Source organism: Micromonospora sp. DH13 (assembly GCF_020873825.1).
GTDB classification, from domain to species: domain Bacteria; phylum Actinomycetota; class Actinomycetes; order Mycobacteriales; family Micromonosporaceae; genus Micromonospora; species Micromonospora haikouensis.
This window is the reverse complement of record NZ_JAHWGR010000015.1, coordinates 118,823-135,201: the sequence shown is the minus strand read 5'-3', so window position 1 is coordinate 135,201 and position 16,379 is coordinate 118,823. Positions and strand designations below refer to the sequence as shown.

Annotated in this window: 12 protein-coding genes; 2 read left to right on the top strand and 10 right to left on the bottom strand. The window is 74.6% G+C overall.

Translation table 11 applies throughout. The features are described 5' to 3' along the window. Nucleotides 1-9: 9 nt before the first annotated feature. Nucleotides 10-903, bottom strand: coding sequence for a peptide chain release factor N(5)-glutamine methyltransferase (prmC, locus tag LPA42_RS17035; RefSeq protein ID WP_077938530.1), 894 nt, complete (start codon nucleotides 901-903; stop codon nucleotides 10-12). A gap of 77 nt (nucleotides 904-980) precedes the next feature. On the opposite strand from prmC, the gene LPA42_RS17030 reads away from it, so the two are divergent. Continuing rightward, nucleotides 981-2,531 (top strand): diguanylate cyclase, encoded by a 1,551-nt coding sequence (locus tag LPA42_RS17030; RefSeq protein WP_043966032.1) that lies wholly within the window; start codon nucleotides 981-983, stop codon nucleotides 2,529-2,531. 70 nt (nucleotides 2,532-2,601) lie between these two features. On the opposite strand, the gene prfA is transcribed toward LPA42_RS17030, so the two are convergent. The 4 genes from prfA to thrB all read right to left on the bottom strand — a co-directional run bounded on the left by prfA (nucleotide 2,602) and on the right by thrB (nucleotide 7,760). Beyond that, complete coding sequence (gene prfA, locus LPA42_RS17025; protein ID WP_077938529.1) at nucleotides 2,602-3,690, bottom strand: peptide chain release factor 1; 1,089 nt, start codon at nucleotides 3,688-3,690, stop codon at nucleotides 2,602-2,604. Nucleotides 3,691-3,803: 113 nt separating this feature from the next. Further along, nucleotides 3,804-4,028 carry a 50S ribosomal protein L31 gene (gene rpmE / locus LPA42_RS17020; protein WP_043966028.1) on the bottom strand — a complete coding sequence of 75 codons (225 nt, stop codon included), beginning with the start codon at nucleotides 4,026-4,028 and terminating at the stop codon, nucleotides 3,804-3,806. A 352-nt stretch (nucleotides 4,029-4,380) separates the two neighbouring features. Then, a complete protein-coding gene (rho, locus tag LPA42_RS17015; protein WP_077938528.1) occupies nucleotides 4,381-6,519 on the bottom strand; it encodes a transcription termination factor Rho in 2,139 nt (712 codons plus the stop codon). A 296-nt stretch (nucleotides 6,520-6,815) separates the two neighbouring features. Next, a complete protein-coding gene (gene thrB / locus LPA42_RS17010) occupies nucleotides 6,816-7,760 on the bottom strand; it encodes a homoserine kinase (RefSeq protein WP_077938527.1) in 945 nt (314 codons plus the stop codon). Nucleotides 7,761-7,870: 110 nt separating this feature from the next. On the opposite strand from thrB, the gene LPA42_RS17005 reads away from it, so the two are divergent. Continuing rightward, on the top strand, nucleotides 7,871-8,287 hold the full coding sequence (locus LPA42_RS17005; RefSeq protein ID WP_077938526.1) for a hypothetical protein: 417 nt from the start codon (nucleotides 7,871-7,873) through the stop codon (nucleotides 8,285-8,287). On the opposite strand, the gene LPA42_RS17000 is transcribed toward LPA42_RS17005, so the two are convergent. The 5 genes from LPA42_RS17000 to LPA42_RS16980 form a co-directional block, all read right to left on the bottom strand. After that, entirely contained in the window at nucleotides 8,206-9,447 is a 1,242-nt protein-coding gene (locus LPA42_RS17000) for an MFS transporter (protein ID WP_077938525.1), read from the bottom strand. The two genes, LPA42_RS17005 and LPA42_RS17000, sit on opposite strands and share 82 nt — an antisense overlap. 11 nt (nucleotides 9,448-9,458) lie before the next feature. Beyond that, nucleotides 9,459-10,280 carry a polysaccharide deacetylase family protein gene (locus tag LPA42_RS16995; protein ID WP_077938524.1) on the bottom strand — a complete coding sequence of 274 codons (822 nt, stop codon included), beginning with the start codon at nucleotides 10,278-10,280 and terminating at the stop codon, nucleotides 9,459-9,461. 157 nt (nucleotides 10,281-10,437) lie between these two features. Then, nucleotides 10,438-13,683: an efflux RND transporter permease subunit gene (locus tag LPA42_RS16990; protein ID WP_077938523.1), complete on the bottom strand. Its 3,246-nt coding sequence runs from the start codon at nucleotides 13,681-13,683 to the stop codon at nucleotides 10,438-10,440. Between the two features lie 159 nt (nucleotides 13,684-13,842). Continuing rightward, nucleotides 13,843-14,892, bottom strand: a complete 1,050-nt coding sequence (gene thrC / locus LPA42_RS16985; protein ID WP_077938522.1) for a threonine synthase — start codon at nucleotides 14,890-14,892, stop codon at nucleotides 13,843-13,845. Between the two features lie 177 nt (nucleotides 14,893-15,069). Continuing rightward, a complete protein-coding gene (locus LPA42_RS16980; RefSeq protein ID WP_043966014.1) occupies nucleotides 15,070-16,377 on the bottom strand; it encodes a homoserine dehydrogenase in 1,308 nt (435 codons plus the stop codon). Between the last annotated feature and the right edge of the window lie 2 nt (nucleotides 16,378-16,379).

Sequence of the window (16,379 nt, the reverse complement as noted above, 5' to 3'; positions counted from 1 at the left end):
GGCGAGCGGTCAGCGGCGGCGGGCGGTGGCGAACCGGGGCCGCCCGGCCAGGTCCCGGTGCTCCTCGACCGCCTCGTACCGGCCGTCGGCGACCAGCAGGGCGGGCACCGCCGCGCCGTGCGTGTCGTCGTGCTCGACGCCGAGCACCCCGCCGGGGCGGAGCAGCCGCGCGGCCCGGGCGAGCACCGGGCGGATCACGTCCAGCCCGTCCGCCCCGCCGAAGACCGCCTCGTCCGGGTCGTGTGCCGCCACCTCCGGGGGCACCTCGACGGCCCTGGGCACGTACGGCGGGTTGCACAGCAGCACGTCCACCCGCCCTTCCAGGTCGCTCAGCAGGCCCGGGTCGGTGACGTCGGCGGCGACCACCTCCACCGGCCGGTCCCCGGCGGCGGCCCGGTCGGCGGCGTTGCGCCGCAGCCACGCCAGCGCCGCCGGGGACCGCTCCACGGCCACCACCCGGGCGGCGGGCGCCTCCTGGGCCACGGCGAGCGCGATCGCCCCCGAGCCGCTGCACAGGTCGACGACCACGGGACCACCGGCACGGGCCTGGTCGACGCCCCAGCCGGCGAGCAGTTCCGTCTCCGGGCGGGGCACGAAGACACCCGGGCCGACCGCCAGCTCCAGGTGCCGGAAGGCGGCCGAGCCGGTGAGGTGCTGCAACGGCTCCCGGTCGGCCCGCCGGGCGACCAGGGCGTCGTACCGGTCGAGCTGGTCGGGGGTGAGGCCGTCGGCCAGCGCCAGCCGCCCCCGGGGCACACCCAGCACGTGGACGGCGAGCAGCTCGGCCTCGACGCGCGGGGCATCGATCCCCGCCGCGGCGAGGACGCGGGCGGCGCGGGCCACCGCCACCGTGGGCCTGAGGCGTTCTGACCCTTCGGACGGGTGTTGCGGAAGGGAGGTCACGACATAATCATGAAGCGTCGCGGGCCCGCGCCACGAGTTGGTGCCTCCGTGTGCACACACCGACAGGGAGGTCGCGCGTGGGGTGGCTCAACCGGGTCAACGACCAGGTTGACGTCCTGACACGGGCGCGCGCCCTGCAGGAGGTGAGTCGCTCCGCCGAGTCGTGTCTCCTGCTCGACGGCGTGATCCGCAGCACGGACGACCCGTACGCCCGGGCCGACGCCCTCGTGCAGCGCCTCTCCGCATTGATCAATCTCGGGCGCACCGCCGAATACACGCGGGCCATCGAGGAGGCGTCCGCCGCCGTACGGGACCTCGCCGAGCCCTACCTGCACGGGCACCTCAACGCGCTGGCCGCGCTCGCCGCCCACCACCAGGGGGCGCTCGACCGGTGCGTCACCCACCTGGTGAAGGCGGCCCGGGCGCTGGGCGCGGTCGAGGACCCGGACCGGGACACGGCCTGGGGCTGGCACGACCTGGCGATGGCCTACTCCTACCTCAGCTTCCACGGGTACGCGCTCGGCGCGATCGAGCGCGCCCGCCAGCTCGGGCTGGCCGCCGGCATCCCCGAGGAGACGTTCGCCGCGCCCGGCATCCGGCTGCGCAACGCGGTCGCCCTCGACCACAACGGCGACAGCGACGGCTGCCTGCGGGTGCTGCGGGACGTCGCCGCCGATCTGGGCCGGTTCCTGCGCGGCGGGCGCGCCGAGGAGCTGCGCCCGAGCAGCCTGGCCGCGTACGGCTACGCCGCCGCCCGCCGGGCCGCCCTCGGCGACCGGGTGGAGGCCGCCCCCGACGCCGACCCGAACCGGCTGCTCGGTCACGGCGCGGACAGCGCCCGTGCCCGGGACATGCGCCAGCTCGGCCAGGTCTGCCTGGCCATCGCGGCGGGCAACCCGATCGAGGCGATCACCCGGCTCGACACCGCCCGCGTCTCCAACGAGACCCTCGGCGCGGCGGAGCCGGCCCGGCTGCGCAGCATCGCGTACGCCCGGGCGGGCGACCACGCGGCGGCCCACCGGGCCGACCGGCACGCGTTCCGCCTCGCCGCCCAGCGCAACGACCGGCTGCGGGACGTCTACATCGACGGCATCGCCGCCCGGATCGACCACGAGGAGATGCGGCGGGAGGCGGCCCGGTTCGAGGGCGAGGCGCTCACCGACCCGCTGACCGGCCTGCCCAACCGCCGCCGGCTGGAGCGCTACATCGCGGCCGTCGTGGCCGGCGGGGAGCGGGTGGTGATCGGGGTGTGCGACCTCGACGGCTTCAAGGCGGTCAACACCCGTCACGGCCACCACTCGGGCGACCTGGTCCTCCAGCGCATCGCCGGGGTGATCAACCGGGTCATGCGCCGGGGCGACTTCGTGGCCCGCTACGGCGGCGACGAGTTCGTGGTGGTGCTGTCCGGCGCGGGCATGGCCGAGGCGGCCGACGTGGCCCGCCGGATCGAGGCGGCGGTGCGCACGGAGGACTGGGAGGCGCTGGTGCCCGGCACCCCGGTCGGGGTGACCATCGGCTTCGCCGAGGTCGAGGCCAACGGCCCGGGGCTGCGCGGCGCGATCGGCGCGGCGTTCGAGACCGCCGACCGGGAGATGCTCGCCGCGAAGAACCGCCTCCGCGCCGGCTGAGCCCCTGTCCGGGCCGCCCCGCGCCGGCACGGCCCGGGGCCGCGAGCGGCGGCAGCCCCGCCGGCCCGCCTCAGCGGCGGGTCAGCTCCGGGTCGCCGGCAAGCCGCGCCGCGCGGTCCGCGTCGGCCAGGGCGTCGAGCACGCCGTCCAACTCGCCGGCGAGGGCCAGGTCGAGGTTGTACGCCGTGTAGCCGATCCGGTGGTCGGTGATCCGGTTCTGCGGGAAGTTGTACGTGCGGATGCGCTCCGAGCGGTCCACGGTGCGCACCTGGGCCTTGCGGGCGTCCGAGGCGGCGGCGTCGGCCTGCTCCTGGGCGGCGGCCAGCAGCCGCGCCCGCAGGATGCGCATCGCCTGCTCCCGGTTCTGCAGCTGCGACTTCTCGTTCTGGCAGGAGACGACGATCCCGGTCGGCACGTGGGTGATCCGCACCGCCGAGTCGGTGGTGTTCACCGACTGGCCGCCCGGGCCCGACGAGCGGAACACGTCGATCCGCAGGTCGTTGGGGTCGATGGTGACGTCGACGTCCTCGGCCTCGGGCAGCACCAGCACGCCGGCGGCGCTGGTGTGGATGCGCCCCTGCGACTCGGTGACGGGTACGCGCTGCACCCGGTGCACCCCGCCCTCCCACTTGAGCCGCGACCACACCCCGTTGCCGCCCTCCGGGACGCCCTTGGTCTTGATCGCCAGCGAGACGTCCTTGACCCCGCCCAGGTCGGAGTCCTGCGCGTCGATGACCTCGGTGAGCCAGCCGCGGCGCTCGGCGTACCGGGTGTACATCCGCAGCAGGTCCCCGGCGAACAGGGCGGACTCCTCGCCGCCCTCGCCGGCCTTGATCTCGACGATCACGTCCTTGGCGTCGTGCGGGTCGCGCGGGATCAGCAGCTCGGCGAGGCGCTCCTCCAGGGCGGGCAGCCCGGCGGCGATCGACTCCGCCTCGCCGGCGAAGGACGGGTCCTCGGCGGCCAGCTCCCGGGCCGCGGCCAGGTCGGCGCGGGCCTGCTCCAGCTCGTCGGCCGCCTTGTGCAGGGGCGACAGCTCGGCGTAGCGGCGGCCGACCCGGCGGGCGACGCTCTGGTCCGCGTGGATCGCCGGGTCCGCGAGGCGCTTCTCCAGCTGGGCGTACTCGTCGAGGAGGGCCGCCAGCCGCTCGCTGCTCATGCTCGGGTGCTCCTTCGACGACGACTACCGGCCGGCGACATCCGGACGGAAGGGGGCAATACGGACAGCGCCCGCGCCCGGCGGGAAGCCGGACGCGGGCGCCGATCGTGGAGCTACTTGGCCTTCTTGGCCTGAACCTTGGCGTACTTCTGCTGGAACTTGGCGACCCGGCCGGCCGTGTCGAGAACGCGCTGCTTACCGGTGTAGAACGGGTGGCAGGCGCTGCAGGTCTCGACGTGGATGGAACCGCCCTTGGCGGTGCTGCGGGTCGTGAAGGTGCTGCCGCAGGAGCAGGTGACCTCGGTGGTCGTGTACTCCGGGTGGATGTTGGGCTTCATGTCGCCTTCGGTCCTCTCGCTTGGTGGTCGCCGGGTCGCCCGTGCGGCCCCGACGCGTGCGTGTCGGGATCGGGCGTGAACCGGAACCGGTGGCCGATTGACCAGTGTGCCATGGGCGTGAGCCGGCCCTTCGGGCGGGCCGCACAGCAGGTCCGGCTTCGTCAACGTGCCGGTCCCCTCCCGCATTCCCCGGGTGCAAGGAAGGGCACCTTGTTAACGCATCCGGTAGAGAAGGGTCCCCCTCTCACCCCCCGGTCAGGGGCGCGGGGGGCACGGGGCGCGCGGGGCGCACACCGCGCGGAAGGGCACGGCCGTGAGCGGCCGTGCCCTTCCGCGCGTACTGCCTACCGGATCACTCGCCCGGTGTGGACTTCGCGATCTGCATCAGGAACTCGATGTTGGTGCGGGACTGCTTGAGCCGGTCCAGCAGGAGGTCGAGCGCCGCCTGCGAGTCCAGCGAGTGCAGCACCTTGCGGAGCTTGTGGATGATGGCCAGTTCCTCCGGCGCGAGCAGGATCTCCTCCTTGCGCGTGCCGGACGCGCTGACGTCCACGGCCGGGAAGGTGCGCTTGTCGGCGATCTTCCGGTCGAGCTTCAGCTCCGCGTTGCCGGTGCCCTTGAACTCCTCGAAGATGACCGTATCCGCCATGGAACCGGTCTCCACCAGCGCGGTGGCGAGGATGGTCAGCGAGCCGCCGTTCTCGATGTTGCGGGCCGCACCCAGGAAGCGCTTCGGCGGGTAGAGCGCGGTGGAGTCGATACCACCCGACATGATCCGGCCGGAGGCCGGCGCCGCCAGGTTGTACGACCGACCGAGCCGGGTCACCGAGTCGAGCAGCACGACCACGTCGTGCCCCAGCTCGACCAGTCGCTTCGCCCGCTCGATCGCCAGCTCCGCCACCGTCGTGTGGTCCTGCGGCGGGCGGTCGAACGTGGCCGCGATGACCTCGCCCTTCACCGACCGCTGCATGTCGGTGACCTCTTCGGGCCGCTCGTCCACCAGCACCACCATCAGGTGGCACTCCGGGTTGTTGTGCGTGATGGCGTTCGCGATCGCCTGGAGCACCATCGTCTTGCCCGCCTTCGGCGGCGAGACGATCAGCGCCCGCTGGCCCTTGCCGAGCGGCATGACCAGGTCGATCACCCGCGTCGTCAGGATGTGCGGCTCGGTCTCCAGCCGCAGCCGCTCCTGCGGGTAGAGCGGGGTGAGCTTGTAGAACTCCGGCCGCCGCCGCGCCTCGTCCGGCTCCATCCCGTTGATCGTGTCGAGCCGCACCAGCGGGTTGTACTTGTCCCGCCGCTGCTCGCCGTCCCGGGCCGCCCGCACCGCGCCGGTGATCGCGTCACCCCGGCGCAGGCCGTACTTCTTGATCTGGGACATCGAGACGTAGACGTCGTTCGGGCCGGCCAGGTAGCCGGTGGTCCGGACGAAGGCGTAGTTGTCGAGCACGTCGATGATGCCGGCGACCGGGACGAGCACGTCGTCCTCGCTCACCTGCGGTTCGCGACCGCCGCCGCCACCACCGCCAGCGGCGGCGCCGTCGCCCTCACCGCGCTCGCCACGGCCCCGGCGGCGGTCGCGGAAGCGGCTGCGCCGGCCCCGCCGGCCGCCGCCCTCGTCGTCGTCGTCGCCGTTGTCCCGCTCGGCGCGCTGACCCCGGTCGTTGCGGTCGTTGCGGTCGCCACGGTCGGCCCGCTCGTTGCGGTCGCCCCGCTCGCGCTCGGCCCGCTCGCCCCGGTCGTTGCGGTCGCGCTCGCCCCGCTCGGAACGGTCGGCCCGCTCGCCCCGCTCGTTGCGGTCACCGCCGCGGTCGACCCGCTCGGAACGGTCGGTGCGCTCGGCCCGCTCGGCCCGCTCGCCGCGCTCGGCCCGGTCGGTGCGCTCGGCCCGGTCACCGCGCTCGGCCCGCTCGGCACGGTCGCCGCGCTCGGCCCGCTCGGAACGGTCGGCCTGCTCCCGGCCGCCCCGCTCCCGGCGGCCCTCGACCCGCTCGGCGGGCTCGACGGCACCGGTGGCGGGAGTGGCGGCCGGCGGCTCCTCGGCCCGGGTCTCCGCCGGCCGGGTCTCGGCCTCGGCGGGCCGGGACTCGGCCGCTGCGACGGCCCTGCTGCGCCGGGTCCGGGTCCGGCTCTCTGCCGGGGCGGCGGCCGGCTCGGCCGGTGCCCGGTTCTGGTCGGCGCCCGACGGGGCCTGGGTGACCTCGGCGCGCACCTCCTCGCGGGCGGGAGCGGCGGCGGCCGTGGCCTCGGCCCGTGGACGAGGGGTCCCGGCGGCGGCGCCGCCCTGCCGCTCGGAGATCGCGCTGATCAGCTCGCCCTTGCGCATGCGAGCCGTGCCGGAGATGCCGAGCGACGCGGCCAGGCTCTGGAGCTCCGGCAGCAGCATCGCCGACAGCCCGGTGCCGCTACGCCGACGACGGGTGGGGGCAGCGGCGGTGGCATCGCCAGCGACGTTGGAAACATCCGACGTCACGTCGGTGGTGTCGCTCAATGGATTCCTTCCCTCGATAGGCCGGGACTGCCCGGAGTCGACAAGCAGGTGGCCGGGCGGCCTCGGTGCACCCGCCTCGCATGACGCGTCGCGGGAGACTGTGACACAGCAGCCGGTCGGTTTCCCCGACTCACCAACCTCGGTGAGCAGGTCTCGCCGTCTGCGGCGACCTGCGGAAACTGCGGTGCGGCGTGGGCCTTAGGCAGGGGTGACGGGCTGACCGCCGACAGCTTCGGGGGTGCGCCGACCCGCAGGAGGATCGCATGCTTCGCGGCTGTGCTAAGTCTAGAGCGTAATCAACTCTTCCGACCTGCGGCAACAGGGTCCCGCTCGGCGTGTTCAAGTGTACCCCGTGCGACACGCGCTCCGCGGCTGTCTATACCCAACGACCACACCTGCCAACCGGCCCCGGGCGCGAAATGTTCCGAGGGCTCGGTCAGCGCCAGCACGGTGGGCCCGGCCCCACTGATCACGGCGGCCACACCGGCCGCACGCAGCGCTTCCACCAGGGCCGACGAGTCCGGCATACCGGCGGCGCGGTAGTCCTGGTGCAGCCGGTCGACCGTGGCGGGCAGCAGCAGCGAGGGCTCGGCGGTCAGGGCGTGCACCAGCAGCGCCGCCCGGCCGGCGTTGAGCGCGGCGTCGCCGTGCGGGACCGCCGCCGGCAACGCGGCGCGGGCCACGGCGGTCAGCCCGCGCTCGGCGGGCACGAAGACGATCGGCCGCACCGCCTCGGCCACGGCCAGCGAGACCGCCCGGGCGCCGGTCGGCTCCGTCCAGGCGATCGTGAAGCCGCCGAGCAGGCAGGGCGCGACGTTGTCGGGGTGCCCCTCGATCTCGGCCGCCAGCCGCAGCGCGCCCGCGTCGTCCAACCGGGCCGCGCCGTCGACGACCAGGGCCCGGGCCAGCTGCACGCCGGCCACGATGGCGGCCGACGAGGAGCCCAGCCCGCGGGCCTGCGGGATCCGGTTGACGCACTCCACCGCGAGGCCCGGCGGCTGCCCGCCCAGCGCGTCGAAGGTGGCCCGCATGGCCTGGACGACCAGGTGCGTCTCGTCGCCGGGCAGCTCGCCCGCGCCCTGCCCGGACACCGTGACCCGGACCCCGTCGGGCACCACCTCGGCGGCCACGTCGTCGTGCAGGCCGAGCGCCAGCCCCAGCGCGTCGAACCCCGGCCCGAGGTTGGCGCTGGTGGCGGGGACCCGGACCTTCACCGGCCCGGCCACGAATGTCGTCGGCACGACGCTCATGCTAGGCCGCCGGAGCGGCCCTGCGGCGTCCCGCCCGGCCCGTGGGACGTGACCCCCTTCGCTAGCCTGACGGCCGACGGGTCCACAGGGAGGGGAACGGCGTGGAATTCCTGGGGTACGCGGCCGTGCAGACGGCCACGCAACTGCCCACCGTGCTGGTGCTGGTGACCGGCCTGGTCCTGGCCGCCGTGAGCCGCCACCGCCTCCGCGGCCCCTCCCGGGCCCTGCTGCTGGCCGGCGTCGGGATCCTGCTGGTCACCGCGCTGCTCAACATCGCCTGGCTGGTCGCCCTGCCCCGGCTCTACTCCTCGGCGTGGTCGTCGCTGCCCGCCGGCACGGTGGCCCGCTACAGCGCGGCGGTCGGCCTGCTCTTCTCCCTGCTGCACCCCGCCGGGCTGGGCCTGGTGATCGCCGGGGCGCTGACCGGGCGCGCCCCTCACGCCCCCGCCGGGGTGGGCTCGGCGACCGGGTCGGTCAGCGACAGCCGCCGGGTGGCGACCCGCCAGCCCAGCGCGTAGACCAGGGTGACCAGGCCGCAGCCGGCCAGCACCACCCGCTCGTCGACCAGGTCCACCACCCCGGCCACCACCAGCTGGCTCACCGAGATCGCAAGGGTGGCCAGCATCATGTCGGTGGCGAAGACGCGCCCGCGCAGCCGGTCCGGCACCTCGCCCTGCAGGGCGTAGTTCGACATCACCCAGTTGCTGCCGCCCGCGAAGTGCGCCACGAACACCAGCGCCAGCACCAGCGGGAACCAGTTCGCCACCGACGTGCCGAGGTAGGCCAGGCCGTACAGCGACATCGACAGCGCGAGGCCGGGCAGCAGCCAGGCGCGGTTGGTCAGCACCCGTCGCATCAGGATCGGTCCGACCAGTGCGCCCGCGCCGCGCACCGCGAAGAGCAGGCCGACACCGATCGGGCCCACCCCGTACACGCCGGCGAGCAGCGGGAAGACGGTCAGCACCCCGTTGCCCAGGCCGACCGCCGACTTCACCGTGACCAGGCCGAGCACCCGGGGCCGGTGCCCGATGTAGCCGAGGGCCTCCCGGATGGCCGCCCAGGTGCGCTGCGCCGGCACGGCCGCGTCGCGCGGGGCCTGCAGGGGGCGGCGGATCAGCCCGGCCAGGCCCGCCGCCAGCGTCAGGCCGCCGGCGGCGACCCCGAAGCAGGCGTACGGCCCGGCGGCGGCGCTGAGCACGCCGCCCAGCGACGCGCCGACGACGGTCATGGTGCCCCAGGCCGAGCCGGCGATCGCGTTGCCGGCGGCCAGGTCCTCGGGGTCGAGGACGTTGGGCAGGGCGGCCTGGGCGGCCGGCGAGTAGAACGCCTTCGCCACCGCCACCACGGCGATCGCCACCATCGCCAGCCAGGCCGTGCCCGCGCCCCGGACGCCGAGCAGCAGCAGGACGCCGAGCAGCGCGGCGACGTTGGCCGCCATCATGATCTTCTTGCGGTCGAACCGGTCCGCGATCGTCCCCGTGTACGGCAGCAGCAGCGCCACCACGCCGGTGTCGAGGGCCAGCACGAGGGCCCCCCAGACCCCGCTGCCGGTCAGCTTCGGCAGCAGGACGAGCAGCGGCACCATGACGAACCAGTCCGCGCCGAAGACCACCAGCTCGGCGAGGAAGAGGTTGCGGAAGCTGCGGTTGCGGACCAGGACCGAGAGGGTGGGAGACACGTACGGGAAGCCTACCCGCCGGGCTGCGGTGCGCCCGCCTGCCGCAGCAGCTCGGAGACGGTGACGAAGGTGAACCCCCGGCCCCGCAGCCCGGTGATCATGTCGGGCAGGCCGCGCAGGGCGACCAGCCGGCGGGCGTCCCCGACGTCGTGGGCGAGCAGGATCGTGCCCGGTCGCACCCCGGCCACGATCCGCCGGGCGTGCCCGGCCGGGTCGTCCGGGAAGCGCGCCTCGGCCATCTGGAACGACCACAGCACGAGCCGGTAGTCGAGCCGGGCGGCGGCGTGCAGCACCGCCCCGCCGAGGTGCCCGTACGGGGGGCGCAGCAGCCGGGGGGCGACCCCGACGCCCTCGGCGATCGCGTCGTGCGCCCGGCTCAGGTCGTCGTGGACCTCGGCGGCGTCGTGCCGGGCCAGGTCGTGGTGCGCCCAGCTGTGGTTGCCCACCTCGTGCCGGCCGAGCCGGCCGCGCAACAGGTCCGCGTGCTGCCGGACGCGCTGCCCGACCAGGAAGAACGTGGCCGGCACGGCATACCGCTCCAGGGTGTCGAGCACCATCGGGGTCCACTGTGGGCGGGGGCCGTCGTCGAAGGTGAGCGCCACCAGCCGCTGGCCGGTGTGGGCACCCCAGACGACCGACACCTCGCCGTCGCCGACCTGCTGCAGGTCGCCGCCGACGGTGGCGCTGGCCGGGCCGCCGGCCAGGGGCAGCCGCCGGTCGGCGATCCAGGTGGTCTGCACCGTGGCGCCGGCCCCGACGAGCGCGCCCCCGGCGAGCAGCCCGGCACGGCGCAGCACCGTCCGTCGCCCCCACCGGCCAGCGCCGTCCGCCATGGCCCGCTCCCGCGCAACAGCAGGTCACCCGGCGCGACCCGATACCGTCAGTATGCGACCTCTGACTCACCGTACCCGGTCGGATGCGCGACGCGGCCGGACACGCGAACGCCCCCGCCGGAGTGGGACCCGGCGGGGGCGTGGGCGGTCGCGTCGGCTACTCGGCCGGCGGCGGCAACGGCGACTGCCGGCTCTTCGGCAGGCGCAGCACCTCGAACTGGTCGGTGCCGTCCACCAGGGCCGCCGACGGCGCGGGCCGGGCGGGAGCGGCCGGCGCGGCGGCGGGCACGGGCTCGTCGGCCGGCGCCGGGCCGTCGCCCGTGGACTCCGCCGGCGGTACGCCCCGGCGACGCTGCCGGCGGGCCCGCAGCGACTCCTTGGTGTTCTCCACCATCGTGTACAGGGTCGGGACCAGGATCAGGGTGAGCAGGGTGGAGCTGAGCAGGCCACCGATCACCACGATCGCCAGCGGCTTGGAGATGAAGCCGCCCTCCCCGGTCAGGCCGAACGCCATCGGCAGCAGCGCGAAGATCGTCGCGACGGCGGTCATCAGGATCGGGCGCAACCGACGCCGGCCGCCCTCGACCACCGCCTCGCCGACGCCCATGCCCTGCGCCCGGTACTGGTTGATCAGATCCAGCAGCACGATGGCGTTGGTCACCACGATGCCGACCAGCATGAGCACGCCGATCAGCGCCGGCACGCCCAGCGGGGTGCCGGTGACCAGCAGCAGGCCGATCGCGCCGGTCGCCGCGAACGGCACGGAGATCAGCAGGATCAGCGCCTGGGTCAGGCTGCGGAACGTCGCCACCATGATCAGGAACACGATCGCGATGGCCGCGAGCACGGCCAGCCCCAGGTCGGCGAACGCGTCCGCCTGGTCGGCGCTGACGCCGCCGATGCTGATGGTCGCGCCTGGGACGTCGATGTCGTCCAGCTTCCGCTGGAGCTCCTCGGTGGTCGCGCCGAGGTTGGCGCCGGTCGCCGTGCCGGTGACCGTGACGCTGCGCTCCCCGTCGATGCGGGTCACCTGCTGCGGCCCCTCGGCCTGGGTGATGTCGGCGATGTCGTCCAGCTTGACCGGGCCGACCCGCAGTGCCCGCAGCTCCTCCACCGTCAGCGGCGGCTGCGCGCCGGAGCGCAGCACCACGTCCTGCTGGCCGCCGTCGAAGGTGACCTGCCCCAGCGGGGTGCCCCGGTAGACCTGGGCGACGAGCTGCCCGACGGCGGCCTCGGTGAGCCCCGCCTTCGCCGCGGCCAGCCGGTCCACGGTCACGTCCACCCGCGGCACCCGCTCGGCCAGGCTGGTCGAGACGTCCTCGACGTCGGCCGTGCCGGCCATGGCGGCCCGCGCCTGCTCGGCCGCCCGGGCCAGCACCTCGGTGTCGGCCGCCTGCACGACGACTTCGAGCTGGTTGGTCGACCCGCCGGCCTCGGCGCCGCCGAAGCTCAGCTCGCCGACGGAGGCGCCGAGAGAGTCGAACTCGCGGCGCAGCGCCCGCTTCACCTCGGCCACGTCGGTCTCGCCGTCGAGCGTCACGGAGAAGGTGGCGGCGTTGTTGCCGCCGCCGCCCGCCCACGGCTGGTCGCTGCCCCCGGCGCTGACCTGGTACGTCTCGACGCCCTCGGCCCGGTCGAGCACCGACTCGACCTGGCGGGCCGCCTGGTCCGTGGCGGCCAGCCCACTGCCCGCCGGGAGCTGCTGGGTGATGGTCAGGGTGTCCTGGCCGGAGTCGTCCAGGAAGTTGGTCTTGAGCGCGCCGGACAGGACGAAGGTGCCGAGCAGCACCACCAGCCCCAGCCCGACGGTGATCCAGCGGGTCCCCCGGCTGCGGGTGGCGAACCCGATCACCGGCAGGTAGCCCCGCTGGAGCGGGCTGCGCAGCTCCTTCTCCTCGGCGGCCCGGCGGGCGGCCTCGTCGGCGACCCGCCCGGGCTTGAGGAACCAGTAGGCCAGCACCGGGATCACCGTGAGCGAGACCAGCAGCGAGGCGAGCAGGGCCACCGTCACGGTGATCGCGAACGGCGCGAAGAGCTGCCCGACGAAGCCGCCGACCAGCGCGATCGGGGCGAACACGGCCACCGTGGTCAGCGTCGACGCGGTCACCGCGCCGGCCACCTCGCGGACCGCCGTGAGGATCGCCTGCCGCTTCGGCTCGCCGTACTCCAGGTGGCGTTTGATGTTCTCCAGCACGACGATCGAGTCGTCGACCACCCGGCCGACCGCGATGGTCAACGCGCCGAGGGTGAGCAGGTTGAGCGAGTAGTCGCCGGCCCAGAGCGCGATGAGCGCCACCAGCACCGACAGCGGGATCGACACGGCGGTGACCACGGTGGAGCGCACCGACAGCAGGAAGACCAGGATCACCACGACCGCCATGACCAGGCCCAGCAGGCCCTCGGTGGTGAGGCTCTCGATGGACTTCTCCACGAACGGGGCCTGGTCGAACACGACGGTCAGGTCCGCGCCGGAGGCCGAGCGCAGGTCGGCGAGGCGGTCGCGGATCTCGTGGGAGATCTCGACGGCGTTGCCGTCCGGTGCGGCCGTGACGGCGATGCCGAGGCTGTCCCGGCCGTTGGTGCGGGTGAACGAGGTGGCCGGGGCGAGCTGCTGCTCCACGGCCGCCACGTCGCCGAGCTTCACCGGGGCCGCCTTCGGCGCGGTCGAGGTGAGCACGATGCCCTTGAGGTCGTCGACGGAGCGGATCGGCGTACCCACCTGGACGGTGAGGGCCCGCGACCCGTCGCTGACCGCGCCGGCCGGAATGGCGACGCCGTTGGTCTTCAGGGCCGTGCCGATCGCGGTCGGCGCGAGCTTCGCGGCGGCCAGCTTCGCCGGATCCGGGGTGACGGTGACGACCTGCTCCCGGGTGCCGGTCACGGCGACGGTGCGAACCCCGTCGATGCCCTCCAGCTCCGGCACCACGGTGTCGCGCAGCCGGTCGGCCAGCGCCCGCTCGTCGCCGCCGCCCGACGCGGCGATCACCACGGCCGGGAGGTCGTCGGTGGTGCCGGTGAGGACCTGCGGGTCGACGCCCTCGGGGAGCTGGCTGTCGATCCGGTTCAGCGCGGTCTCCATCTTGTTGACCACGTTGTCCAGGTCGGTGCCGAACGTGAACTCCACCTGGACGGTGGCCGAGCCCTCGCGGGAGGTGGAGGTGACCTTCTCCAGCCCGGGGATGCCCTGGATGCTGTTCTCGATCGGCTCGGTGACCTGCGACTCGACGATCTCGGGCGCGGCGCCGGGGTAGACCGCCACGACGAACGCGCCCGGGAACTCCAGCGACGGCAGGAGTTGCTGCTTCAACGACGGGACGGCGAACAGACCGAACAGCGTCGTGACCACCGCGATGAGGGCGACCAGCCCTCGGTTGGCGAGGCTGAATCTGGCGAGCAGCGACATCGGCGTGGCTCACTCCTGGGAAGAGAAGGGCGGGACAGCTCGGTAACGAAGAGTGTGCCCGACGCAATCATCCCGGCCGGGCCAGGGGTCGCACCGTCCCGCCCCGGCGGCGTGTCTCGCCCGTCGCCGCACGTGGGCGGGCCGCCGCCCGGCGCGGGCTCAGGCCAGGTCGAGGGAGCGGGCGGCGGCGAGGGCGTCGTTGCCGATGGTGATCGGTGCGGGAGCCGTGGAGATGGCCCACTCCGGGTCCTTCAGGCCGTGCCCGGTGACCGTGCAGACGACCGTCGAACCGGCCGGCACCTTGCCGGCGGCGGCCTGCTGGAGCAGCCCGGCGACGCTGGCCGCGCTGCCCAGCTCGACGAACGCGCCGACCTCGCGGGCCAGCAGCCGGTAGGCGGCCAGGATCTCCCGGTCGCTGACGGCGGCGATCAGGCCGCCGGAGGCGTCCCGGGCGTCGACGGCCTTCGTCCAGCTCGCCGGGTTGCCGATCCGGATCGCGGTGGCGATGGTCGACGGCTCGTGCACCACCTGACCGGTGACGATCGGGGCGGCCCCGGCGGCCTGGAAGCCGTACATCTTCGGGGCCTTCGTGGCGTTGCCGGCGCGCAGGTCCTCCGAGTAGCCCATCCAGTAGGCGGAGATGTTGCCGGCGTTGCCGACCGGCAGGCAGTGGATGTCGGGCGCGTCGCCGAGCGCCTCGACGATCTCGAACGCGGCCGTCTTCTGCCCCTGCAGGCGGTCGGGGTTGACCGAGTTGACCAGCGCGACCGGGTAGTCCTGGGCGAGCTTGGCGGCCAGCGCCAGGCAGTCGTCGAAGTTGCCGGTGACCTGGAGCAGCCGCGCGCCGTGCACCAGCGCCTGGGCCAGCTTGCCCAGCGCGATCTTGCCCTGCGGCACCAGCACCGCACAGGTGATCCCGGCGCGGGCCGCGTACGCGGCGGCGGAGGCGCTCGTGTTGCCGGTCGAGGCGCAGATGATCGCCTTGTCGCCGTGCTCGACGGCCTTGGAGACCGCGACCGTCATGCCCCGGTCCTTGAACGAGCCGGTCGGGTTGGCCCCCTCGACCTTGAGGTAGACGTCACAGCCGAGCCGGGCGGAGAGCACCGGCGCGGGCAGCAGCGGGGTGTTCCCCTCGTGCAGGGTGACGACCGGGGTGGCGTCGGTGACGGGCAGCCGGTCCCGGTACGTCTCGATCAGACCCCGCCACATGTCGCTCTCCTCACCTCTACCGCCCCGCCGACAGGCCGGGCACACCCAGCGTGGACCAGCCTCGCCGACCGGCGCACGCCGCACCTGAGCGTAACCACCAGGCGAGACGCGGACGCGCGCGCCGTGGCGTGCCCGCCGCCACGGCGGGGGCCGACGGGGCCCGGCGGACCAGCCGCGTCAGGCCCCGCCCTCGACCCGCAGCACGCTCGCCACCGACCGCACGATGTCCAGCCCGCGCAGCTCCTCCACGGTGGCGGCGAGCGCGGCGTCCGGCGCGACGTGGGTGACGATGACCAGCTCGGCGTCGCCGGAGCCGGCCGGGCCGTCCGCCGAGCCCTGCCGGACCGTGGCGATGGACACGTCGTGCCGGGCGAACACCCCGGCCACCGCCGCGAGCACGCCCGGACGGTCGGCCACGTCGAGGCTGATGTGGTAGCGCGTCAGGGCCTCCCCCATCGGCCGCACGGCGAGATCCGCGTACGCCGACTCGCTGGGCGCGCGCACCCCGGCGAGGCGGTTGCGGGCCACCGCCACCACGTCGCCGAGCACGGCGCTGGCGGTCGGCGCGCCACCCGCGCCCCGGCCGTAGAACATGAGCTGCCCGGCCGCCTCGGCCTCGACGAAGACCGCGTTGAACGCGTCGCCGACGCTGGCCAGCGGGTGGGTCAGGGGGATCATCGCCGGGTGCACCCGCACGCTGACCGTCTCCCGACCGGCGGCGTCGCGGCCCCGGGCGGCGATGCAGAGCAGCTTGATCGTGCAGCCCATCGCCTTGGCGCTGGCCACGTCGGCGGCGGTGACCTCGGTGATCCCCTCGCGGTGCACGTCGGCGGCGGTGACCCGGGTGTGGAACGCCAGCGAGGCGAGGATCGCCGCCTTGGCCGCCGCGTCGAAGCCCTCCACGTCGGCCGTCGGGTCGGCCTCGGCGTAGCCCAGCTCGGTGGCCTCCTCCAGGGCCTCGGCGAAGCCGGCCCCGGTGGCGTCCATCGCGGAGAGGATGAAGTTGGTGGTGCCGTTGACGATGCCGGTGACCCGGTTGACCCGGTCGCCGTGCAGCGAGTCGCGCAGCGGGCGCAGCAGCGGGATGGCCCCGGCGACCGACGCCTCGTAGTAGAGGTCGGCACCGCCCTCGGCCGCCGCGTCGTGCAGGGCCGGGCCGTCCTCGGCGAGCAGCGCCTTGTTGGCGGTGACCACGCTCTTGCCCGCCCGCAGCGCCTCGACGAGCCAGCCCCGGGCCGGCTCGATGCCGCCGACGACCTCGATCACCACGTCGACGTCGTCCCGCTTGATCAGGCCGAGCGGGTCGGTCGTGAACAGCGCCTCGTCGACCGGCAGGTCGCCCCGGTCCCGGCCGAGCCGGCGCACGGCGATGCCGGCGATCTCCAGGGGGGCGCCGATGCGGGCCGCGAGGTCGGCCGACTGCTCGTGCAGCAGCCGCACCACCTCGCTGCCGACCGTTCCGCAGCCGAGCAGCGCCAAGCGCACAG